We start from the raw sequence: 22,701 nt of genomic DNA, 5'->3' as shown, positions 1-22,701 counted from the left end.
TAAAATAAGTGAGGGGTAGAAATATGGCAGAATACCTAAACGATTTAAATTACAAAGGTAAAATATACCAATACACAGACCTTGGGAAAGCCTCAGCTCTACTAGGAGGGGATATAGAAGGGCTTCCTTATTCTATACGAATATTATTAGAAAGTGTTCTTCGTAAGGAAGACGGGATTGATGTAACAAAAGATAACATTACCTCTTTGATGCATTATCGAGCTAAATCACCAAGAGGAGAAGTCCCTTTTAAGCCTAGTCGAGTCATTCTCCAGGATTTTACAGGTGTTTCTGTCGTGGTGGATTTGGCTAGTATGCGCGATGCTATTGTCTGGCAGGGAGGTCAGGCCGATCAGATTAATCCAGAGATTCCGGTTGATTTAGTTATTGACCACAGTGTTCAAGTGGATTTTTATGGCTGTGATACAGCTCTAGAGGCCAATATGACCCAAGAGTTTATCCGCAACAATGAGCGCTACGAATTTCTCAAGTGGGCAGAAAAATCATTTGATAATTACCGTGCGGTTCCCCCTGCTACTGGGATTATACATCAGGTCAATATCGAGTTTCTCAGTGATGTCATCATTGAAAAGGATGGCCAACTCTATCCGGACAGCATGTTTGGGACGGACAGTCATACGACTATGATTAATGGTATCGGTGTTCTGGGCTGGGGAGTCGGTGGGATTGAGGCCGAGGCCGCTATGTTAGGTGAGGCTTCTTATTTCCCAGTTCCTGAGGTGATTGGTGTTCGTCTCTTGGGGAAGCTGCCTAAGATTGCGACAGCGACAGATTTGGCTTTAAAGGTCACGCAAATCTTGCGGCAGGAAAATGTTGTTGGTAAATTTGTCGAGTTCTTTGGGTCTGGTTTGTCTAATCTAAGTCTGGCTGACCGGGCAACAGTGGCTAATATGGCGCCGGAATACGGAGCTACCTGTGGTTATTTTCCGATAGATGAGGAAACGCTCAATTACATGCGTCTGACCAATCGGTCAGAAGATCATATCGAGCTGACCCGCCTCTATGCTCAAAAAAATCACCTCTTCTATGATGAAAAGGTTGAGCCGAACTATACCAAGGTAGTCGAAATTGATTTGTCCAGTATTGTGCCGAGTATCTCAGGACCCAAGCGACCCCAGGATTTGATTGAATTAACAACTGCTAAAGAGGAGTTTCAAGCTAGTTTAGTCAGAGAAGCGGGGGTCCGAGGCTTTGGTCTAGATGAGAGCGAGCTGGAAAAGTCAGCAGTGGTTCAATTTTCTGATTATGAGGAGACGATTAAGACAGGCCATGTGGCCATCGCTGCCATTACTAGCTGTACCAATACATCTAATCCCTATGTCTTGATGGCGGCAGGACTTTTAGCCAAGAACGCAGTAGAAAAAGGCTTACGCGTTTCAAAGACTGTCAAGACTTCATTAGCTCCGGGCAGCAAGGTGGTCACAGGTTATCTCAAGAAGAGTGGTCTGCAAACTTATCTGGATCAGCTTGGTTTCAATGTTGTCGGCTATGGCTGCACTACTTGTATTGGAAATTCAGGAAATCTCCGACCGGAAGTGGCTCAAGTGATTATGGATACTGACTTGCTGGCTAGTGCTGTTCTTTCAGGAAATCGGAATTTTGAAGGACGGATCAATCCATTGGTCAAGGCCAATTTCCTAGCTAGTCCGCCCTTGGTAGTTGCCTATGCTCTGGCTGGAAATACCAATATTGATCTGACTAGTGAGCCGTTGGGTTATGATCAAAAAGGGCAGCCAGTCTATTTAATGGATTTGATGCCGGAGCATGACTTGGTTGCTGATTATGTTCAAAAATATGTGACGCGACAGCTTTTTGAAAAAGAATATGCCCATGTGTTTGACGACAATGAAAAATGGAATCAGATTCCGACAGCCTCTTCTCAAAATTATCAGTGGAATCAGGCTTCTACCTATATTCAAAATCCACCTTACTTTGATGGCTTAGCTGATGATTTAGCCATTCAGCCGCTGAAAAATCTTGCAGTGCTGGCAAAATTTGGGGATACGGTGACGACAGACCATATCTCCCCAGCAGGAAATATTGCCAGAAACAGCCCAGCTGCTTCCTATTTACTGGAGCACGGAGTGGATTACCAAGACTTTAATTCCTATGGGAGCCGTCGGGGTAATCATGAGGTCATGATGCGGGGGACTTTTGCCAATATTCGGATTAAAAATGAATTGGCGAATGGGAAAATTGGTGGTTACACAGATTATAAAGGAGAGTTGCTATCCATTTATGAAGCGGCCATGCGCTACAAGGAAGAACAAATTGATACCATAGTTCTAGCTGGTAAAGACTACGGTATGGGTTCCAGTCGTGATTGGGCAGCTAAGGGAGCAAATCTTTTGGGCGTCAAGGTGGTGCTGGCAGAGAGTTTTGAGCGTATCCACCGGTCCAATCTGGTCATGATGGGGATTCTTCCTTTGCAGTATCTAGAGGGTGAAAATGCGGCTAGTCTGGGCTTAACAGGCAAGGAGACTTTCGACATCAATCTGCCACAGAACCCGCAAGTTGGCCAGCTGGTTGACGTGGTGGCTCGTAAGGGTACTGAAGAAATAGCTTTTCAAGCTCGACTGCGTTTTGATGCAGAGGCGGATATTCGTTACTATGAAAATGGGGGGATTTTACCCATGGTCGTTAGAAAGAAATTAGAGGAGGTGTGAGCATGAGTCAGACGGACGGTTTGAAAGATACCATTGCCTGTGATACTCGGATTAGCCAGATTGTGGATGATTCCTTGTCTTATGCAGGCTACAATATTTCTGAATTGGTAGAGCACCACGCAAGTTTTGAAGAGGTGATTTATCTGTTGTGGCATTTGCATTTGCCGACTCAAATTGAGCTCAAGCATTTTGAGGAAGATCTGCGAGCTAATTATGCCATTAGCGATGCGGTGGAGCAGTGCATCCTTATCCAGTCCCGCAAGCACCTTCATCCCATGAGTGTCTTGCGCTCAACGGTCAGTCTTTTGGGTGTTTATAATGTCCATGCTGAGGAAGCATCTCTTGAAGCAACCTATGAGCAGAGCATCCAACTTATGGCAAAGATGCCGACCATTATTGCGGCTTTTGCCAGACTGAGGTCGGGTCAGACACCAATCGAGCCGCGGGAGGATTTGGGATTTGCGGCTAATTTCCTTTATATGCTCAAAGGACAAGAGGCGAGTGAGCTTGAAGTCAAGGCTTTTAACTGCGCCATGGTGCTCCATGCAGACCATGAACTCAATGCTTCAACTTTTGCAGCTCGAGTCTGCGCCTCAACCTTGACCGATATTTATTCCTGCGTGACAGCAGCCGTTGGAGCGCTCAAGGGCTCCCTTCATGGCGGCGCTAATGAATGTGTTTTTGATATGCTGAAAGAGATCAGAGAGGAAGGGGATTGCCAGGCCTACCTAGACCGTAAACTGGCCTCTCACGAGAAGATTATGGGCTTTGGCCATCGAGTTTACAAGACTCAAGATCCGCGTGAAAAATACCTGCGTCAAATGGCCAAGGACTTGACAAAAGGAACTAAGGACGAGGTCTGGTACCTGCTTTCAGAAGAAATTGAAGCCTATATGAAGCATACCAAGCACCTGATACCGAATGTCGATTTTTATTCGGCTACTGTTTACCATGTGTTAGGCATTGACAGCAGTATCTACACCCTGATTTTTGCCATGAGTCGGGTGGCTGGCTGGATTGCTCATATTCAGGAACAGCGCAAGAACAATAAGCTGATTCGGCCGCGTTCTAACTATATTGGTGCTCAAGGTTTGGAGTATCTTCCCATCGGAAGGAGATAAAATGGCAGATAAGATTTTATTTGAGAAAGGGCGATTGCTGATACCTGATGCTCCTATTATTCCTTACATCCAAGGTGACGGGATTGGGGTTGATATCTGGGAAAATGCCCAGCTGGTCTTTGATAAGGCAGTGGAAAAGGCTTATGGCGGCCAGAAAAAGGTTGTTTGGAAGGAAGTTTTGGCTGGGGAAAAAGCAGCAGACCAGACAGGTGACTGGCTACCGGATGAAACGCTGGCAACGATTAAGAGCCATCTAGTGGCTATTAAGGGCCCGCTAGAAACCCCAGTCGGAGAAGGGATTCGTTCGCTGAATGTGGCCTTGAGACAAGAATTAGACCTTTATGCCTGCCTGCGGCCGGTTCGTTATTTCAAGGGAGTTCCCAGTCCGCTCAAGCACCCTGAGAAGACTGATATCACGATTTTTCGGGAAAATACAGAAGACATCTACGCAGGGATCGAGTGGGAGAGTGGAACGACTGCAGTCAAAAAAGTTATCGCTTTCCTGCAGAAGGATATGCAGGTTGACAAGATTCGCTTCCCAGAAAGCTCTGCTATTGGGATTAAGCCTATCTCTAAGCAGGGCAGTGAGCGGCTGATACGGGCGGCTATTGACTATGCACTAGCCAAAGGACTAAGGCGGGTCACTCTGGTCCACAAGGGCAATATCCAGAAATTTACAGAGGGCTGTTTTCGGAAATGGGGCTATGAACTAGCTCAAAGAGAGTATGTGGACGAGCTAGCTTCTGGAAAACTAGTTATTCAGGATGTTATTGCAGATAATTTTCTGCAGCAGATTCTGCTCTATCCAGAGAAATTTGATGTTGTCGCCTTGACCAATCTAAATGGTGACTATGCCAGCGATGCCTTAGCTGCTCAGGTGGGAGGAATCGGTATTGCGCCAGGGGCCAATATCAATTACGAGACTGGTCATGCTATTTTTGAAGCAACTCATGGAACGGCGCCAGATATAGCGGGTCAAAATAGGGCTAATCCTTGTTCTCTTCTCTTATCAGGGGCCATGCTCTTTGATTACATTGGTTGGACGGAGGTTTCTCATCTCCTGACTAAGGCTATTGAGAAGGCTCTCTTTGAGCAAAAAGTGACAGGGGATTTTGCAAGTCAGCTGGAAGGAGTAACAGCTTTGACCACTAGTCAATTTGCTGAGGAGCTGCTGGCCAATATAGAAAAGTGTCCATAGTGAAGAAAAAAGTGATGAAGAATCTGCCTATCTAGACAATCTCTTCATCACTTTTTTGTCTTTTTCGATATTCCAGTCCCCAGCCGATGATCCAGCAGAAGGCTAGCAGATAATTTTCAATCCAGCCCAGTAGATTCGCCTGATTGGCCTTTTCCAGATAGCCTAGCAGATGGTTGGTGCCAAAGCCCAGCCCGCCCAGAATCAGTGCCAGCAAGGTCATACGCAAATAGAACCAATCATACTTTATGTTGGTGGCAATGACTAAAGGCAGAATAGCCAGATTCCAGAAACCAATTTCCCGCTGCCAGTAGGGAGCTAGACCATAGATGGACTCATTGCCCAAGAGCTGGGGCTGGAAAATCTGGATCATAGCCGCGCCCAGCATAGCTAAGATTAGTAAAATGAAAGTCACTCGTAAAAATTTATTCATACCTGTCTCCTTTCTTCTTTGTAGATTATAATGTTTTTGAAAATGATTTTCAAGTTTTCATTTTTTACAAAAGAATCTTTAATAAAATATTTTACAGGCAAGTCCTATCTTTTTAGGTGCTTTTGTGGTATACTAGGTTAGTTGCAGAAATACAGTTTTTCTATTCAGTGGGAACTAGCGACCGAGTCGGCGCTTTTTTAGTGCCTAGACTTGAGAGACCATATTTATGAAGAGAAGAGCGAATACTCTCAGAAAATCGAGATTTAGCAAGGGAAAAGAACTTGGTATATTTCGATAGGTGAGTATCAAAAGCCTTATAAGGTGGCTTCGCACCGCCTTTAGAAAGAAGAAGAACATTGAAATTTAATGAATTACATTTATCTGCTGAATTACTAGCAGAGATTGAAAAAGCTGGCTTTGTAGAAGCAAGCCCTATTCAAGAGCAGACGATTCCACTTGCTATGGCAGGTAAGGATGTCATTGGTCAGGCCCAGACAGGGACAGGAAAGACGGCAGCCTTTGGTTTCCCAACTCTGGAGAAGATTGATACAGATAATCCTGCTGTGCAGGCATTGATTATCGCTCCAACCCGTGAATTGGCCGTGCAGAGTCAGGAAGAGCTTTTCCGTTTTGGCCGCAGCAAGGGTGTCAAGGTACGTTCTGTCTACGGTGGCTCCAGTATTGAAAAGCAAATCAAGGCCCTCAAATCAGGTGCTCATATCGTCGTAGGAACACCTGGCCGTCTCTTGGATTTGATCAAACGCAAGGCGCTTAAGCTGAATCAGATTGAAACCTTAATCCTGGATGAAGCGGATGAAATGCTTAACATGGGCTTTTTGGAAGACATTGAGTCTATCATTTCCCGTGTGCCAGAAGAGCGTCAGACCTTGCTCTTTTCAGCGACCATGCCGGATGCTATCAAGCGTATCGGTGTCAAGTTCATGAAGGAGCCAGAGCATGTCAAGATTGCTGCTAAAGAGCTGACGACGGAGCTGGTGGATCAGTATTATATCCGTGTCAAGGAAAATGAAAAATTTGATACCATGACCCGCCTGATGGACGTGGAGCAGCCAGAGCTGTCTATCGTCTTTGGCCGGACCAAGCGCCGGGTGGATGAGCTGACTCGTGGCCTGAAAATCCGCGGTTTCCGAGCAGAGGGCATCCATGGTGATTTGGACCAAGGCAAGCGCCTGCGCGTTCTACGCGACTTTAAAAACGGCAATCTGGATGTCTTGGTGGCGACAGATGTGGCAGCGCGTGGATTGGACATTTCTGGTGTGACCCATGTCTACAACTACGACATTCCACAGGATCCAGAAAGCTATGTTCACCGGATTGGTCGGACTGGTCGTGCTGGTAAGTCAGGTCAGTCTATCACTTTTGTAGCGCCAAATGAAATGGGCTATTTGCAGATTATCGAAAATCTGACTAAGAAGCGCATGAAAGGCCTCAAGCCAGCGACTGCAGAGGAAGCTTTCCAAGCTAAGAAAAAAGTTGCTCTTAAGAAGATTGAACGTGATTTTGCTGACGAAAGCATCCGTTCTAACTTTGAGAAATTTGGCAGGGATGCTCGTAAACTGGTAGCGGAATTCAGTCCAGAAGAGCTGGCTATGTATATCCTCAGCTTGACAGTGCAAGATCCAGATGCCCTTCCTGAAGTAGAAATTGCCCGTGAAAAACCATTGCCATTTAAACCGTCTGGCGGTGGCTTTGGCGGAAAAGGCAAAGGCAGTCGTGGCGGAAATAGCAACCGTCGCAGCAATGACAATCGCCGTGACCGAGGTGGCCGTCGCGATCAATTTAAGAAAGGTCGCAAAGACGAGCGTTTTGACAAAGAAAATCGCTACCGCAAGGACCACAAGAAGCCACGCAATACTTCTAGCGAAAAGAAAACCGGATTTGTTATCCGTAACAAGGGTGATAAATAAAGCGAGGTGTTAACTAGAGTTGGCGACAATTTTAGCGTCGAGAGAGAATGCAAGTTCTCTCTTTTTTATTTGTTTGATGGATCCCCTTATTGTCAGTCCTGCAGAAATATATGTATGAGCCAATGTAGTTTCCTTAATCATGCTGATTGAACTTGCCCTGTTTTTCAAAGTAAATTATAGTCCCCTTACTTCTGCTGTGAACAGTTCTTGGTCTTCTTGCTATAGAACAGGATTCAAAGTATTTCAACTAATTTCGACATCAAAATTCAACATATCGGCTATTTAAAATAAAAAAATTCACAAATCTTTGTTTATATGCTGGAACTGTTGTATAATAAGGTGAAGGTGAGTCTGTAAGAAATTCAGGAGCAAAAGGAGAATGTAAAATGAAAGAAAGTAGACATAGAATCATTCTGCAAGAACTGGATCAAACAGGTGTGGTTGCTGTTAAAAACCTCAAAGAAATGCTGGGCGTCACGGATATGACCATCCGTCGGGATTTGATTGATTTGGAGAAGCAGGGTATGCTGACCCGTGTTCATGGCGGAGCCCATAAGAAGGTCAAAAATGCCCTCAACGAGATTTCCCACTCAGAAAAGCAAATGCTGAATGTAGAGGAGAAGAAGCAGATTGCCCGTAAATGTGCGGATTTGATTGCTGACGGGGATACAGTTTTTATTGGGTCAGGTACCACAACGGATTTTATCGGAGACTATTTGGATGGCAAAAATATCAGCATTGTCACCAATTCGCTGCCAATTTTTGAAAAGTTAAAAGAAAGGGCTAATTTAGATTTAATTCTGATTGGCGGACGCTATCGGGCCAAGACTCAAACCTTTGTTGGTCAGTTTGCTAATAATCTTTTGAAAGAAATCAAGGTTTCTAAGGCCTTTATTGGGGCGAATGGCATTGACGGTCATAATGTTACGACCAGCAATGAAGAGGAAGGCAACGGAGATGCGATTATCCTTAACAACGCCATCAGCAAATACATTGTAGCCGATAACAGCAAGTTTGACAGCTATTCCTTCTATTCTTTTTACCGGCTGGACAACCTCAGTGCAGTTGTGACGGACGACAATATCGCTTCGAAAGTCAAGGAAAAATACAGCACTTATGTTGAAATTCTGTGATGTCTGACCAGTGAGAGAAACCTGGTTCAAATGAATAATTTAGAGGCTGTGACTGGGATGTTGTCTAGAAATTCTAGTCTCAGCTTTTTTATATCTTGGTCGATTTTGTAAACAACAGTCTTGACTTTGCTGCGGAATTCCTTATATAATAAAATGTATTATTAAATTTTAGGAGGTCTTATGACAATCAATATAGTGATTTTTGTGGCTGTGTCACTTTTTCGTTTGGTGTTTTTGAGGAAATCCTCTCAGAATGAGCAGGATATTCTGGCTAAGGGTGGTATGGAGTACGGGGTGAAAAACTCAAATATCATGAAGTACCTGCACATGCTTTTTTATGCGGTTTGCTTTCTGGAATTGCTCCTGAAAAAGCCAGCTTTTGACTTTGTGAGCCTATTGGGAGCTGTGTTGTTGCTCTTTTCTATGTTTATGCTCTACCTTGTTGCCAAGCTCTTGGGGCCAGTTTGGACCATCAAGCTCATGCTGGTTAAGGATCATAAGTTTGTTGACCACTGGCTCTTTCGCAATGTCAAACATCCTAATTATTTCCTGAATGTTGTTCCAGAATTGGTAGGTTTGGCCCTGCTCAGTCATGCCTACTTTGCTCTGTTTATCCTCTTCCCGCTCTACTGTATCACACTCTATGTCCGTATCAAGGAAGAAGAGCAGTTACTCAAGGAAGTTATCATTCCAAATGGCATTGCTGGTGAATAAAGTTAATAAAATGCATATCGACTGCAAAAGAAAGTCTAGGACCTTTATGTCCTAGACTTTTCTTTCAATAATTTTCGTATTTCATCAGCCATTTGCTGGGGTTGGTCCGATTCGAAAAGTAAAGTATTTTCTTCAGGCTGGTGGGCAGTTTGGCTGAAAGCCAAAACTGGCTTCCCCTTGCTGATAGCTCTTTGAACAATCTGGTCGACTTCTCCCCAGTGATTGATATCCAAGTAAATATCCGCCCTATCGAGCAAGTCTTCAATAAAGTCATCCTGGTGAATATTGGTGTAGAGGTTGATATTGGGATAGTCATTAAAGCTGGCTAAGTAAGGAGAAATATTGGTCTTAGCAGCTATGTGAAATTCTAATTCTGGCAGATTTTCTGCTAAATAGGCCAGTTGTTCCAAAGTATCAGAAGCCGTCAGCGTAAAGGCATGGAAATTGCCCTGTGGACGCTCCTTGATGATAAGCTCTTCCTTGCTCATAGCGATAGAGTTGCTGGGAATATCTTGGAAAATCAAGCTGTTGGCTCCAATGATGACATTATCACCAATGGTCACACCTTTGAGAATCACAGTATTGGCCCCAATCCAGCAGTTAGCTCCAATCTTGACTGGCGCAACAGTAAAATCAATCTTCTCAATGTGATAATTAGAATACTGATGATTATGGTCAAAAATGCGGACCCCATCGCCAAACATGGTGTCCTTGCCGATTTCGATAGAGTGCTGACAGCGGACAGTACAATGGTCGTTAAAGAAAACTCGGGTTCCTAGCTTGAGTTGTGCGCCACTGGCTACATTGAGGCTGGTAAAAGATTGGAAGATGACATCTTGACCGATATCGAGCTGGCTGTCTGGGGAAATTTCGATATGATGAAAGTCGCCTTTAAACTGGATTTCAGGCATTTTGAGTCCTTTCTTTGATGTAAGCCAGTTTGGCTTGTCTAGTTTTCTTTTTAAAGAGGGCTTCAGCCGACATGGCAGCCGGCTTGCTAGGGTGTTCCTCTTGGTAAAGTAAGGTAACTGGCAGTCGAGCGCGAGTGTATTTAGCACCTTTGCCAGCCTGATGTTTTTTTAGTCGGGCTTGGACATCTGTCGTGTAGCCGGTGTAGAGGGAGCCGTCCCCGCATTCAAGCACGTACATATAGGCTTTATTTTCCATAGTAAATCTCGTGAATCTCCGGAGTGTAGCTGCCGTCCTGATTGTGAATAAAGAGAGGAGGCAGGATTTTTAGACCATCGCGGGAACCATCTTTAATAGCTTCGATAAGCAGCATATTGGCCTCTTTACCTAACTTTGGATAGACAAACTGGATGCGCTTGGGAGCCAGCTTGTGGGCTTGCATGGTATCTAAAATATCTAAAAAGCGTTCTGGTCGATGAACCATAGCCAACCGACCATTGGATTTGAGGACTCGCTGGGCAATCTTGCAAATCTCTTCCAGATTTGTTGAGATTTCATGGCGGGCTAAAAGGTAGTGCTGGCTTTCATTGAGATTGGATTGCTTGTCCACTTTGAAATATGGGGGATTGCAGAGAATCATATCAACCTTGCTGCCAGTGATATATTGGCCTAGATTTTTCAGATCGTCCTGAATGATCTGCATTTGCTGGGTCAAATCATTGAGCTCGATGGAGCGCTCGGCCATGTCTGCCAGACGTTCCTGAATCTCGACTGCTAGAATCTGAGCCTTGGTGCGCGTGCTGGCAAAAAGTCCGACAGCGCCATTTCCAGCACAGAGATCGACAATCAACCCCCGCTGAGGCAGCTTTGGAAAGCGGGAAAGCAACACGCTGTCTACCGAATAGCTGAATACCTCACTATTTTGAATAATCTTGACATCCGTCGAAAAGAGCTGGTTGACGCGTTCTCCGTCTTTTAGTTTTGCTTCGTTCATAAGTCAATTATAGCATGATTTAGCAAGGATTCCAAAGGGATATGGGAAGTTTTTGCACAATCAAAAAAACATGCGAGGATTCTCGCATGTTTCCATGAGCTTAAATGCTGATTCTATTTTAGCTAGCCCTTAATCAAATCTGTATTTCTGCTTGATAGTGCAGGCAACAAAGACAAGTCCGAAAATGACCATGAGAATCAGATAGACTGGCAAAGTTGCCGCTGTCAGCGTTGCAATTTCCAAAAGGTGCTGCAGGACAAAGGCTGATAGATAGAAGCCAAAGACAGAGAAGATGATGAGCAGGCTGCGCCATAGGTTGAGTGGCAGGCAGGCCCGAATGACTGACAAGAAGCTGATGCTGCCTAGCAAGTAGTAGGTCAGGGTGGACATTTCTATGTCGCTCCAGCCATGGCTGCTGCCCCAGATGCGAACAAATAGCACGCTGAAGACAATCATGAGAGAACTTGGCAGAGCTAGCTGCAGGGAGCGTTTGAGGAAGTGCTTTTCAACCGGCTTAATATTGCGCTCAAAGGTGAGGACAAAGGGTGGGAAACCTTCGACAAACTGGTCAATCAAGGTGATCTGAATCGGGATGAATGGGAAAATCAAGAGGTATTCAGGTTTTCCGAGCAGAATACTGGCGATACAGATAATAGCCAGAATAAAGGAGTATATGGTCTTGATGAAGAAAATCGGAGCAATCCGGCCAATGTTGTTAACAACTCGGCGGCCTTCAAAAAGAATCTCAGGGACATCGTTAAAGTCGGAGTTAAGAAGGACCAAGTTGGCAATTTGCCGAGTTGCGGGGTCTCCCTCGGCCATGACGATGGAACAGTCTGCTTCACGTAAGGCCAAGATATCATTAACACCATCTCCCGTCATGGCTGTTGTCCGACCAGCGGCTTTAAGAGTCTGGATGAGCAGCTTCTTCTGATGGGGAGAAACACGGCCAAAGATGGCTGTTTCTTCTGCTTGCTCAACCAGTTCTTGGTCGCTGATTTTAGAGCAGTCGATGTAGCTGTCGTAGTTGGCAAATCCAGCCTGGCTCGCAATATGGGAAACGGTCACAGGATTGTCACCAGAGATGATTTTCAGATCAACATCCTGAGAGCGCAGGTAGTCCAGTGTCTCGGCTGCTCCCTCACGAATAGGGTCGGTGATTTCCAGAACGGCCAGAGCAGTCATATCTTCAGGCAATTGGATACTGTGTTTGTTTAGCACTTGGTCGCTGTGAGCCAGCACCAAAACCCGCGATCCGCGTTTTTGAGCCTCTCCAACCGCTGCAGGATTGCTGTCCAGCAGCATTTCGGGTGCCCCCAGAAAGATAGTTCCGACACTGGATAAATGCATAGCGCCCCATTTTCGGTCACTAGAAAATGGGATGACATTATCGCTAGTATAGGCATGGTCCAGATGGCCGTAGCCCTTGCGGATAGCCTGAGCAGTTGGGTTATTATCCTCACTGGTTTGGATGTAGGCTGCTAAGATTTGACCGACGGTCTCATCAGAAAACTTATCCGACAGGCTATGCAAGGCTTCAACAGTCATCTTACCTTGGGTAATTGTCCCGGTCTTGTCTAAGCAGAGAGTATTTACCCGAGCTAAGGTCTCAACAGAATACATTTCCTGAACAAGAACCTTGCGCATACCTAGCTTGATGACGGCTGTCAGGAGTGACGTGACTGTCAGCAGGGCGATTCCCTTAGGCAGCATACCCAAAAGGGCTGTCGAGCTGGTAATGACAGAGTTTTTGACAGGCAGTCCCTTTATCATTAGGGCTTCAAAGAAGAGAGCCAATCCGAAAGGAATGATGATTTTTCCAGTAAAGCGGGAAATTTTCGCAAGATTGTATAGAATGCGCGAGTTGATAGGCTTGAGTGTTTTAGCCTCAGTCATGAGCTTGTTGGCATAGTTATCTGCGCCGACATGGTGCACCTCAGCATAAATCTGCCCACTGGCCAGAAAGCTACCAGACAGCAGCTCAGCGCCTTCTTCCTTGAGAACCAAGTCAGTCTCACCTGTCAGCATGGCTTCATTGGCCTCGGCAACACCCTCTACTACACGGGCATCACTGGGAATTTGCTCGCCGGCTGACAGCTTGATCAGATCGCCCAGTACAATTTCTTCTGGCTGAATCTTGACTTCCTGGCCGTCGCGGATGACTGTGACCAGCTCTCGGCTGACCAGATTAAGCTTGTCAATCATGTGTTTGGCTCGTAGTTCCGTAATAATACCAGTGACGGCGTTAAAGCTGATTACTGCGAAGAAGACCAGATTGCTCCAGGCTTGGACAGAGACCAAGGCTAGAGCAATAACAAAGTTAAGGGCATTAAAAAGGGTGAAAACATTCCGCTTAACGATTTGCCAGTTACTGGTGCTGGTGTCACTTGTAAAATCGTTGGTCAAGCCCTGCGAAATCTTTTCATCTACTTGGGTTTGGTTTAAACCGATTAATTCTTTCTTATTCATGAGATTAATGATACCATTTTTTTATGGAAATGGCTATCAGAATCAGCTGTTACAGCCAAAGTTTGGAAAAATATTGCAGACTATAAGGGTATAAGGTATAATGGGAAAGGATGTAATAAATTTCAAGTACAATCACAGTTTGAAATAAGGAGAGTTTATGTTTTATACTTATTTGCGAGGTTTAGTGATTTTTATCCTGTGGACCTTGAACGGCAATGCACATTATCACAATAAAGAAAAGATTCCTTCAAAAGATGAAAATTATATCTTGGTTGCCCCTCACCGGACATGGTGGGATCCAGTTTACATGGCTTTTGCGACCAAGCCCAAGCAGTTCATTTTCATGGCCAAGAAACAGCTTTTTGAAAATCGCGTGTTCGGCTGGTGGATTCGCATGTGTGGTGCTTTTCCTATCGACCGGGAAAATCCTGGTCCGTCAGCTATCAAATATCCTGTCAATATGCTGAAAAAGAGCAATCGTTCCCTGATTATGTTCCCAAGCGGAAGCCGCCATTCTACGGATGTCAAGGGAGGAGTAGCAGTGATTGCTAAGATGGCTAAGGTCCGTATCATGCCAGTAGTCTATGCTGGTCCCATGAGCCTCAAAGGCTTGGCAGCTGGAGAGCGCGTGGACATGAATTTTGGTAATCCAATTGATATTTCAGACATTAAGAAGATGAATGATGAGGGAGTTGAGGAAGTAGCTCGCCGTATTCATTCGGAGTTTGATCGTCTGGATGCTGAAGTGGCCCCTTACCAGACACAAAAGAAAGGCAATATCTTCTTACGGATTTTACGTGCCTTTGTCTTTATTCCTGCTATTTTGATTGGAATTTTGACCATCATTTTCAGCTTTTTTGCTAGCTTTGTCTGGGATCCGGATAAGCACAGAAAATAAGATACTAATCAGCTTCCTGAGCAATCTTGCTTGGGAGCTGATTTTTTTTAGCGCGTGAGCTATAATGTTTGTATGTTTTATAAGGAGGATGTCATGTCTCTTACTTTTTTATCTTTTGTAACCTTATCACTGTTTATGCTGCACGAGTTTGATGAGATTATCCTGATTCGGCCTTGGATTTCTCAGAATCAAGACCATCAAGGCTATCAAAAGGAGATGTTCATTGCCAGAAGAGGAAGTTATCTTTCTGCTGAAAGCATTGCTCTGATGATTGCGGATGAATTTCTGCTAGCTTTTATTCTCTTGCTGCTTGCCATTCTATTTCGCATTCCCGAGCTGGCTCTGGCTATTGGCTTCTGTCATACCCTCCATCTGCTGGGCCATATCATGCAAGTGTTTCGCTTTCGTCGCTGGGTACCGGGCGGCTTCACAGCTTTGATGACTTTTCCTATACTCACCTTAGTCTTTGTCCTTTATCTGAGTCAGCAGTCGATTTCTTGGTCGCTACTTCTGATTCTAAGCGTGTTAGTGATGGCTTTTCTTTTGGCAAATCTGGCTTTTTTACATAGCAGAGCTCAAAAGTTAGAAGCTTGGATATACAGGATAAGCAAAGTAGATTGATATTATAGCTCCTATTTTCATCAATGCCCCTCCTATCTATACGACTACTTGCAAAATAAAGATTTTAAAATATGACAAGCTGAAAATTCTTTCGGCTTGTCTTATTTTTTTGAATTTTTTACGAATAAAAAGACAAAGGAGAAAAATATGCTTGAAGAAATCATTGAAAAGCTGAAAGAATACAAGCTCTTTGTCGGTCTGGCAGTAGTTGGCGCTGTGCTAGGTAGTTTTTTCCTTATCAAAGGAAATCATCAACCGCAAAATCAAGTAACCGCCTTGAGCCAAGAAATAACTTCCTCATCCAGCTCAGCTGATGAAAAAAGCGAAAAGATTGTCTCTAAGGATAAGGCGGACGAAGAGGAAAGCGAGCAGGTCACTGTGGATATTAAAGGAGCAGTTAAGAATCCTGGTGTCTATGAGCTGAGAGCAGGAGCGAGAGTGCATGAAGCCATCCAAAAAGCTGGCGGATTGATAGCAGACGCCGAGGCTAAGTCCATTAATCAGGCACAAAAATTAACGGATGAAGCAGTAATCTATGTGGCAAAGATTGGTGAAGAAGGAGCTGATGTCACACAGAGTGGCCAGCATCAAGCAGGAGCTTCTGATTCTGCTGGTGCCAGTGGTGGAAAGTCGGACAAGGTCAATCTAAATACGGCGAAAGAGGCTGAATTACAGACCATTTCAGGCATCGGACAGAAGCGAGCTTCTGACATCATAGCCTACCGCGAAAGCAATGGCCGCTTCAAGTCAGTAGATGATCTGAAAAAAGTGTCAGGGATTGGAGATAAGACCTTAGAAAAGCTGAAAGAATATGTCACAGTGGATTAAAAAGTTACCCCTAGCCCCTATCTATCTGGCTTTCATTCTTGTATGGGTCTATTTTGCAGTCTATTCTGGCAGTTCCTTGGCTTATTTAGGGCTGGGTGTCCTTCTGCTTCGTCTCTTTTTCAGCTATCCCCTCAAAAAAAGTCTAGCTGCCTTGGCATTCCTGTCCCTTTTTGTCCTCTTTTTCTTGCTTCGTCGGGAAATGGCAGAGCAGGCCTTTAGGCAGGAACCTCCTTCAGCTAGCTCGGTTCAAGTTTTGCCGGATACGATCAAATTCAATGGAGATTCCCTATCCTTTCGAGGGCGAACGGACGGTCGGCTTTATCAGGTCTTCTACAAGATCAAATCAGCCAGTGAAAAGAAAGCTTTTCAGCAGCTGACAGATTTGGTCGTCCTTGATTTTGAAGGAGAGTTTGAACATGCCCAGCAACAACGAAATTTTTCGGGCTTTGACTATCAGGCTTATTTAAAGAGTCAGGGAATTTACCGTACCTTAAAAATCAATAAGATTCAGTCACTAAGACCAATTTCCAGCCTGAATCCACTGGATTGGCTGTCTGTCTGGCGCAGAAAAGCGCTGGTCTATATTCGAAGTAATTTTCCTAGTCCAATGAGCCATTACATGACAGGACTCTTGTTTGGTGACTTAGATACGGAGTTTGCGGAAATGAGTGACCTGTATTCTAGCTTGGGTATCATCCATTTGTTTGCCTTGTCTGGTATGCAGGTAGGTTTCTTTTTGGATGGTTTTCGCAGAATTCTTCTACGTTTGGGGATGAAGAGGGAGACAGTAAATGCTTTGCAGCTGCCTTTTTCATTTATCTATGCTGGACTCACAGGCTTTTCTGTTTCTGTCGTCAGAAGCTTAGTTCAGAAGTTGTTGGCCCAGCAAGGACTGACCAGATTAGATAACTTTGCTCTGACACTGATGGTTCTCTTTATCATCATGCCCAATTTTCTTCTGACAGCAGGCGGTGTCTTGTCCTGCGCCTATGCCTTTTTGATTTCTATGATGGATTTTGAAAAGTTACCGCCGATTCGTAAGCTTTTAGCGGAAAGTCTGACTATTTCATTGGGGATTTTGCCTATACTAATCTACTATTTTTCTGAATTTCAGCCTTGGTCCGTGATTTTAACTTTTTTATTTTCACTATTCTTTGACCTGCTGATACTGCCAGGCTTAACCCTCATTTTTATTTTGTCACCACTTTTAAAAATCACTCAAGTCAATTTTTTCTTTGACTTACTCGAAGATGTGATTCGTTGGGTAGCTGATTTTGCTCCGCGCCCTTTGATTTTTGGGAAGCCCAACCTCTGGTTACTGTTCGCTTTGCTTTTGGTTTTGGCTTTAATCTATGACTTTCGGAGAAAGAAAAGCTGGCTTTTATCTTTTAGTTTGCTTGCTCTTCTCTTATTTTTCCTAACAAAGCATCCGCTGCAAAATGAGATTACAGTAGTGGATATTGGTCAGGGAGATAGCATTTTTCTCCGGGAATGGCAGGGCAGGACGATTTTGATTGACGTTGGGGGACGAGTCGAGATAGGAAAGAAAGAGGCTTGGCAGGAGCGACAGACTTCATCCAATGCAGAAAAGACCTTAATTCCCTATCTCAAAAGTCGTGGTGTTGCTAGTCTGGATGTATTGGTCCTGACTCATACCGATACCGATCACATGGGAGATATGCTGGAGGTAGCTAAGCATTTTTCCATCAAGGAAATCTATGTTTCCAAAGGAAGTCTCACTCAGCCTGATTTTGTTCAAAAGCTGGAGCAGATAGAAAGTTCTGTCCATGTCGTAGAAGTGGGAGATGAGATTCCGGTATTTGACTCAGCTTTGCAGGTTCTCTATCCTAGTGGGACAGGCGACGGTGGAAATGATGATTCGATTGTACTCTACGGGGAGTTCTTTCAGACAAAATTTTTGTTTACAGGTGATTTGGAAAGGCAGGGAGAAATTGAACTGCTGCAGCGATTCCCTCAGCTGACAGCAGATGTCTTAAAAGCAGGACACCATGGCTCCAAAGGCTCTTCCAGTCCAGATTTTTTAGAGCAAATTCAGCCGAAACTGGCCTTGATATCAGCTGGCCAGAATAATCGTTATCGACATCCGCATCAGGAAACTTTGCAAAGATTTGAGAAGTTTAATACAGCCATCTATCGAACTGACCAGCAGGGAGCCATTCGTTTGATTGGTTGGAATTCCTGGAGGATTGAAACGGTACGCTGATATCTAGATTGAAGATTCCAACTGATACTTTTTTCTCATGTCCATTTAGCTTCAGTCAGGAAGTCATATTGATTTATTTATGCATTTGTGATAAGATAATGGGTATAAAAAATTATAGAGGAGAATTTTATGTTTGCTGCATATAAAAAATTTTGGACACACTATGCTGATTTTTCGGGCCGTTCAAGTCGGTCAGACTATTGGTGGGCGTTTTTGTGTCACATGATTATCATCGTACCATTGTTTATCATTATTTGGGTTTCTGCATTAGGAAGTATTTTTTCTGTAGCTCAGGACGCAGCTTATGGATATGAACCAGATCCATCAGCATTCTTGGCTGGGGCAGGATTTGCTGTTATTTTTTGGTTTATCCTACTGATTTATTATTTAGCTATCTTAGTTCCTAGTATGGCAATTATAGTTCGCCGTTTGCGGGATGCTGGTTATCATTGGGCTTTCCTATTTTTGGCTATTGGTCCGTCTATTGCAATCCTTATTCCTGTTCTAAATATTATTGCAGTTCTTGTAGCTCTTCCATGTTTTATTGCTTTGATTGTTTTGCTTTGTCAAGGATCTAAGCCTGAAATGGTTGGAAATTCATACGGTCAGCAATATGGCCAGCAAAACTTCCAAGGACAACAGTTTGGCCAACAGTCATACAATCAAGGTTTAAACTATGAAAAACAACCACAACAAGGTGGTTTCCAAGGACAACAGTTTGGTCAGCAATCACAACAAGGCGGTTTCCAAGGACAACAGTTTGGTCAGTCACAACAACCTGTTCAAAATCAACAGTTTGGCCAACAGCCACAGCAAGGTGGTTTCCAAGGACAACAATTTGGTCAACAACCACAGCAACCAGTCCAAAACCAATCATTTGGTCAACAACCACAACAACCAGTTCAAAATCAACAGTTTGGTCAACAGCCGCAACAAGGTGGTTTCCAAGGCCAACAGTTTGGTCAACAACCACAGCAACCAGTCCAAAACCAACCATTTGGCCAACAGCCACAGCAAGGTGGCTTCCAAGATCAGCAGTTTGGTCAACAGCCACAACAACCTGTTTCTGATCAAAGTCAAGCGGTGGAGCAAGCAGAACCAGTTCAAAATCCATTTACTGCTGAAACACCTGAGCAGTCAACACCTCAAGATTTTGGAACTCAGGCAACTGTTGAGGATAATCCTTTTGTTTCACCAATTCAAGAGGAGCAAGCTACTGCACCTGCTGAAAACAATGTGGATGATGCAACTGAAAATCATGAATAAACAAAGAAAGAGTTGGAATATTTCCAGCTCTTTTTGCTCTGTCGTTCGGAGAAAAGTTTTAACAGAACGAGACATGAATGCTTTTCATAACAAAGAAAAAAGAAGCCATTGATAGTTCATATTTATATAGCAGATATACTCAAAAATTAGATTTTGTTTACAAAGAAAAAAGCAGACTTTCCGACTCTTTTTTGTTACAATCAATACATGAAAAAAATTGACAAGAAATATAAAGTAGGGGAGACTTGCGGTGTTAGCTATTGAGGAAATTAAAAAAATCACGCCAAGCAACCTTCCTGCTTTGACCATTTTGGCTGGAGATGACTTGGGTCAGTTTGAGTTGTTGAAGGAGCAGTTTCTCCGCCAGATTCAGTTTCAACCGGGCGATTTGAACACTGCTATTTTTGATATGAAAGAAGCAAACTATCAGGATGTGGAATTGGACTTGGTCAGTCTGCCTTTTTTTGCGGATGAAAAAATCGTAATTTTGGATCATTTTGCTGATTTGACAACAGCCAAGAAGCGGTATCTGACTGATGAAGAACTCAAATCTTTTGAAAATTATCTGGAAAATCCAGCAGATACAACTCGCCTGGTTATCTTTGCAGAAGGCAAATTGGATAGCAAGCGCCGTCTGGTCAAACTGCTGAAACGGGACGGGAAAATTTTTGAGGCTGCAGAACTCAAGGAAGCAGATCTACGGGCTTATTTCAGCAAGGAAGCGCAGGCAGAAGGATTACAATTTGCTCCGACAGCTTTCGATCAGTTGCTGCTGAAATCAGGTTTTCAGTTCAGTGAAGTTAGTAAAAATTTAGCCTTTCTGAAAGGTTATAAAGAGTCTGGTCAGATTGGTTTAGAAGATATTGCCGAGGCCATTCCCAAGACTCTTCAGGACAATATTTTTGACCTGACCCAGCTGATTTTGCGACAGAAGATTGATGAAGCTAGAAGCTTGGTGCGAGATTTGACTCTTCAAGGTGAGGATGAAATCAAGCTTATTGCTATTATGCTGGGGCAGTTTCGTATCTTTACTCAGGTCAAGATTTTAGCAGAAAATGGCAGAGCTGAGAGTCAGATTGTGTCTGATTTGTCCGACTATCTAGGCCGCAAGGTCAATCCTTATCAAGTCAAGTTTGCCTTAAAAGATGCTCGTTCGCTGAGTTTAACCTTTCTTAAAAAGACTATGGCCTGTCTGATTGAAACGGATTATCAGATTAAGTCGGGGCTGTATGATAAAGATTACCTGTTTGATTTGGCTCTGCTCAAGATTGCGACGGGTGAGCTACAAGCAAAATAGTTGAAAAATTCTAATGATTGCGTTATCATTTTTATAATCATATAGAAAAAGAGGTCTATCAAATGGCAATTATCTTACCTGATCTTCCTTACGCTTACGATGCGTTAGAGCCTTACATTGATGAAGAAACAATGCACTTGCATCATGACAAGCATCACAATACCTATGTAACGAATGTTAATGCTGCGCTTGAAAAACATCCTGAAATCGGTGAAGACTTGGAAAAATTATTGGCTGATGTGGAGTCTATCCCAGCTGATATCCGTCAAGCAGTCATCAACAACGGTGGTGGTCATCTTAACCACGCTCTTTTCTGGGAATTGATGACACCAGCAGAAACATCACCATCTGCAGAGTTGGCAGCGGATATCGAAGCTACTTTTGGATCATTTGAAGACTTTAAAGCAGCTTTCACTGCAGCGGCTACAACTCGTTTTGGTTCTGGCTGGGCTTGGTTGGTTGTCAACAAAGAAGGCAAGTTGGAAGTGACCTCAACAGCAAATCAGGATACTCCTATTTCAGAAGGTAAAACTCCAATCTTGGGACTGGATGTTTGGGAACATGCTTACTATGTGAAATACCGCAATCTTCGTCCGAACTACATCCAAGCTTTCTTCTCAGTTATTAACTGGAAAAAGGTTGACGAACTTTACGCTGCTGCTAAATAAACAGGCAGTTTCAATAGATAAAAAGGCGAATCGATTAATGATTTGCCTTTTTTGATGCTTAAAATGCCTTTTTTCTGGGTTTCACTTGTTATTTTCCTCATAATTTTTTATAATACAAATGCTAGGAGAAATGTTTTGAGTAAAAAAATTGTAACGATTATCGTAGCTGTCCTTTCTTGTCTTTGTCTGCTGGGCTTCATCTTCCTTTTTATAACCCAACGAAATAAGGCTATTGAAAAGAAAGCACAAGAGGCTGCCCAACTTGCAAAGTCTGGCGAGCAAGAACAGGAAGAAGAGAAAGTCAAGCCTGATTCCAAACTAGTTGAAGAAAAGCCGAAGCCTGTTGAGAAAAGTCCAGAGGAGAAGCAGAAGGTCATGGAGGCGGACGGCCCGACTATGGATGCTTTGGGGCTGCGATTTGACTATGCAAATTTGGATTTGACTCAGGTCATTCAGGCTTATATGACTGAAATGGGAATTGAACCCTCCCAGGTTGCATTTTCATATAAGGATTTGACGACTGGCAAGACCTTTGCAATGAATGATACCCAGCCTATGACTGCGGGATCGACCTACAAGCTCCCTCTCAATATGCTGGTAGTAGATGAGGTTGCTGCCGGCAAACTTTCTATGGACGAGCGGTTTGATATTACCAATACAAACTATGAATATAGGGGCGAGCATGATAACTATGTTGGTGCTTTCAACGGTGCTATGAGAATATCAGACATGCAGGAATATTCCTTGGTTTATTCTGAAAATACTCCAGCCTACGCTTTAGCAGAGCGTCTAGGCGGCATGGAAAAGGCCTATGATATGTTTAGTCGCTACGGTCAGTCCAAGGCTGATATTAAGACGATCAGCCGTGAGAATAATAAGACCACGACGGACTACTATATTCAGGTCCTTGAGTATTTGTCTAAAAATCAGGAAAAGTACAAGGATATCCTTTATTATATAGGCGAATCCTTCCCAGGTGAATACTATAAGCGCTATCTGCGTGACATTACCATCTATCAAAAGCCTGGATATGTTCGTGAGGCGCTCAATGTGGATGCATTAGTTATGGAAGAGAAGCCCTATATTATAGCTCTCTATACGGCTTATTTAGGTGGTAGCACCGAGGCCAGTGATGAGATCAGCGGTGTCGGAATTGAGCAAGTTGGTCAGTTAGCCTACGTCATCAACGAATGGCATCGGGTTAATATGAACTAAGAGCAATCTAGTCTAGACAGGCTAGATTTTTTGATAGCTATTTAGAAAAAAACCAAAATAGATTTGACAGAAAGAAAGGAAAGATGTATAATCTATTTAGA

Annotated in this window: 19 protein-coding genes; 14 read left to right on the top strand and 5 right to left on the bottom strand. The window is 43.7% G+C overall.

Annotation, left to right across the window (positions count from 1 at the left end; genetic code table 11):
- The first annotated feature begins 23 nt into the window (after positions 1-23).
- The 3 genes from acnA to icd are packed head-to-tail and all read left to right on the top strand — an operon-like array spanning position 24 to position 5,006.
- Positions 24-2,687, top strand: a complete 2,664-nt coding sequence (gene acnA, locus FOC72_RS06795) for an aconitate hydratase AcnA (protein ID WP_002896101.1) — start codon at positions 24-26, stop codon at positions 2,685-2,687.
- Between the two features lie 2 nt (positions 2,688-2,689).
- Positions 2,690-3,808, top strand: a complete 1,119-nt coding sequence (locus FOC72_RS06790) for a citrate synthase (RefSeq protein WP_002896100.1) — start codon at positions 2,690-2,692, stop codon at positions 3,806-3,808.
- A gap of 1 nt (position 3,809) precedes the next feature.
- Positions 3,810-5,006, top strand: a complete 1,197-nt coding sequence (icd, locus tag FOC72_RS06785) for an NADP-dependent isocitrate dehydrogenase (RefSeq protein WP_002896099.1) — start codon at positions 3,810-3,812, stop codon at positions 5,004-5,006.
- 31 nt (positions 5,007-5,037) lie between these two features.
- Here icd and FOC72_RS06780 read toward each other — a convergent pair whose 3' ends face one another.
- On the bottom strand, positions 5,038-5,436 hold the full coding sequence (locus tag FOC72_RS06780; protein WP_002896098.1) for a hypothetical protein: 399 nt from the start codon (positions 5,434-5,436) through the stop codon (positions 5,038-5,040).
- 356 nt (positions 5,437-5,792) lie between these two features.
- On the opposite strand from FOC72_RS06780, the gene cshA reads away from it, so the two are divergent.
- The 3 genes from cshA (at position 5,793) to FOC72_RS06765 (ending at position 9,211) form a co-directional block, all read left to right on the top strand.
- Positions 5,793-7,364 (top strand): degradosome RNA helicase CshA, encoded by a 1,572-nt coding sequence (cshA, locus tag FOC72_RS06775; protein ID WP_002896096.1) that lies wholly within the window; start codon positions 5,793-5,795, stop codon positions 7,362-7,364.
- Positions 7,365-7,750: 386 nt separating this feature from the next.
- A complete protein-coding gene (locus FOC72_RS06770; protein WP_002896095.1) occupies positions 7,751-8,497 on the top strand; it encodes a DeoR/GlpR family DNA-binding transcription regulator in 747 nt (248 codons plus the stop codon).
- 180 nt (positions 8,498-8,677) lie between these two features.
- Entirely contained in the window at positions 8,678-9,211 is a 534-nt protein-coding gene (locus tag FOC72_RS06765) for an isoprenylcysteine carboxyl methyltransferase family protein (RefSeq protein ID WP_002896094.1), read from the top strand.
- Between the two features lie 44 nt (positions 9,212-9,255).
- Here FOC72_RS06765 and FOC72_RS06760 read toward each other — a convergent pair whose 3' ends face one another.
- The 4 genes from FOC72_RS06760 to FOC72_RS06745 form a co-directional block, all read right to left on the bottom strand.
- A complete protein-coding gene (locus tag FOC72_RS06760; protein ID WP_002896093.1) occupies positions 9,256-10,122 on the bottom strand; it encodes a DapH/DapD/GlmU-related protein in 867 nt (288 codons plus the stop codon).
- Positions 10,115-10,378: a GIY-YIG nuclease family protein gene (locus tag FOC72_RS06755; protein WP_002896092.1), complete on the bottom strand. Its 264-nt coding sequence runs from the start codon at positions 10,376-10,378 to the stop codon at positions 10,115-10,117. Before FOC72_RS06755 ends, FOC72_RS06760 begins: the two co-directional genes overlap by 8 nt.
- Positions 10,368-11,114, bottom strand: coding sequence for a tRNA1(Val) (adenine(37)-N6)-methyltransferase (locus tag FOC72_RS06750; protein ID WP_002896091.1), 747 nt, complete (start codon positions 11,112-11,114; stop codon positions 10,368-10,370). Before FOC72_RS06750 ends, FOC72_RS06755 begins: the two co-directional genes overlap by 11 nt.
- Before the next feature lie 129 nt (positions 11,115-11,243).
- Positions 11,244-13,583, bottom strand: coding sequence for a cation-translocating P-type ATPase (locus tag FOC72_RS06745; RefSeq protein WP_002896090.1), 2,340 nt, complete (start codon positions 13,581-13,583; stop codon positions 11,244-11,246).
- 157 nt (positions 13,584-13,740) lie between these two features.
- On the opposite strand from FOC72_RS06745, the gene FOC72_RS06740 reads away from it, so the two are divergent.
- From FOC72_RS06740 to FOC72_RS06705, 8 genes are all read left to right on the top strand, one after another.
- Positions 13,741-14,481, top strand: coding sequence for a lysophospholipid acyltransferase family protein (locus tag FOC72_RS06740; protein WP_002896089.1), 741 nt, complete (start codon positions 13,741-13,743; stop codon positions 14,479-14,481).
- Between the two features lie 72 nt (positions 14,482-14,553).
- Positions 14,554-15,102, top strand: a complete 549-nt coding sequence (locus tag FOC72_RS06735; protein ID WP_002896088.1) for an HXXEE domain-containing protein — start codon at positions 14,554-14,556, stop codon at positions 15,100-15,102.
- 147 nt (positions 15,103-15,249) lie between these two features.
- The gene (locus tag FOC72_RS06730; RefSeq protein ID WP_032914217.1) at positions 15,250-15,930 is read left to right on the top strand and encodes a helix-hairpin-helix domain-containing protein; all 681 of its coding nucleotides are present in this window, start codon (positions 15,250-15,252) and stop codon (positions 15,928-15,930) included.
- A complete protein-coding gene (locus FOC72_RS06725) occupies positions 15,914-18,154 on the top strand; it encodes a DNA internalization-related competence protein ComEC/Rec2 (RefSeq protein WP_002896086.1) in 2,241 nt (746 codons plus the stop codon). Before FOC72_RS06730 ends, FOC72_RS06725 begins: the two co-directional genes overlap by 17 nt.
- A 129-nt stretch (positions 18,155-18,283) precedes the next feature.
- Positions 18,284-19,420, top strand: a complete 1,137-nt coding sequence (locus tag FOC72_RS06720; RefSeq protein ID WP_002896085.1) for a DUF805 domain-containing protein — start codon at positions 18,284-18,286, stop codon at positions 19,418-19,420.
- Positions 19,421-19,670: 250 nt separating this feature from the next.
- Positions 19,671-20,717 carry a DNA polymerase III subunit delta gene (holA, locus tag FOC72_RS06715; protein ID WP_002896082.1) on the top strand — a complete coding sequence of 349 codons (1,047 nt, stop codon included), beginning with the start codon at positions 19,671-19,673 and terminating at the stop codon, positions 20,715-20,717.
- A gap of 62 nt (positions 20,718-20,779) precedes the next feature.
- Positions 20,780-21,385, top strand: a complete 606-nt coding sequence (gene sodA / locus FOC72_RS06710; protein WP_002896081.1) for a superoxide dismutase SodA — start codon at positions 20,780-20,782, stop codon at positions 21,383-21,385.
- Between the two features lie 135 nt (positions 21,386-21,520).
- Positions 21,521-22,600, top strand: coding sequence for a serine hydrolase (locus FOC72_RS06705; protein WP_002934461.1), 1,080 nt, complete (start codon positions 21,521-21,523; stop codon positions 22,598-22,600).
- Positions 22,601-22,701: the final 101 nt, after the last annotated feature.

Source organism: Streptococcus sanguinis (assembly GCF_013343115.1).
GTDB classification, from domain to species: Bacteria; Bacillota; Bacilli; order Lactobacillales; family Streptococcaceae; genus Streptococcus; species Streptococcus sanguinis_H.
This window is presented reverse-complemented; position numbering and strand designations above follow the sequence as displayed.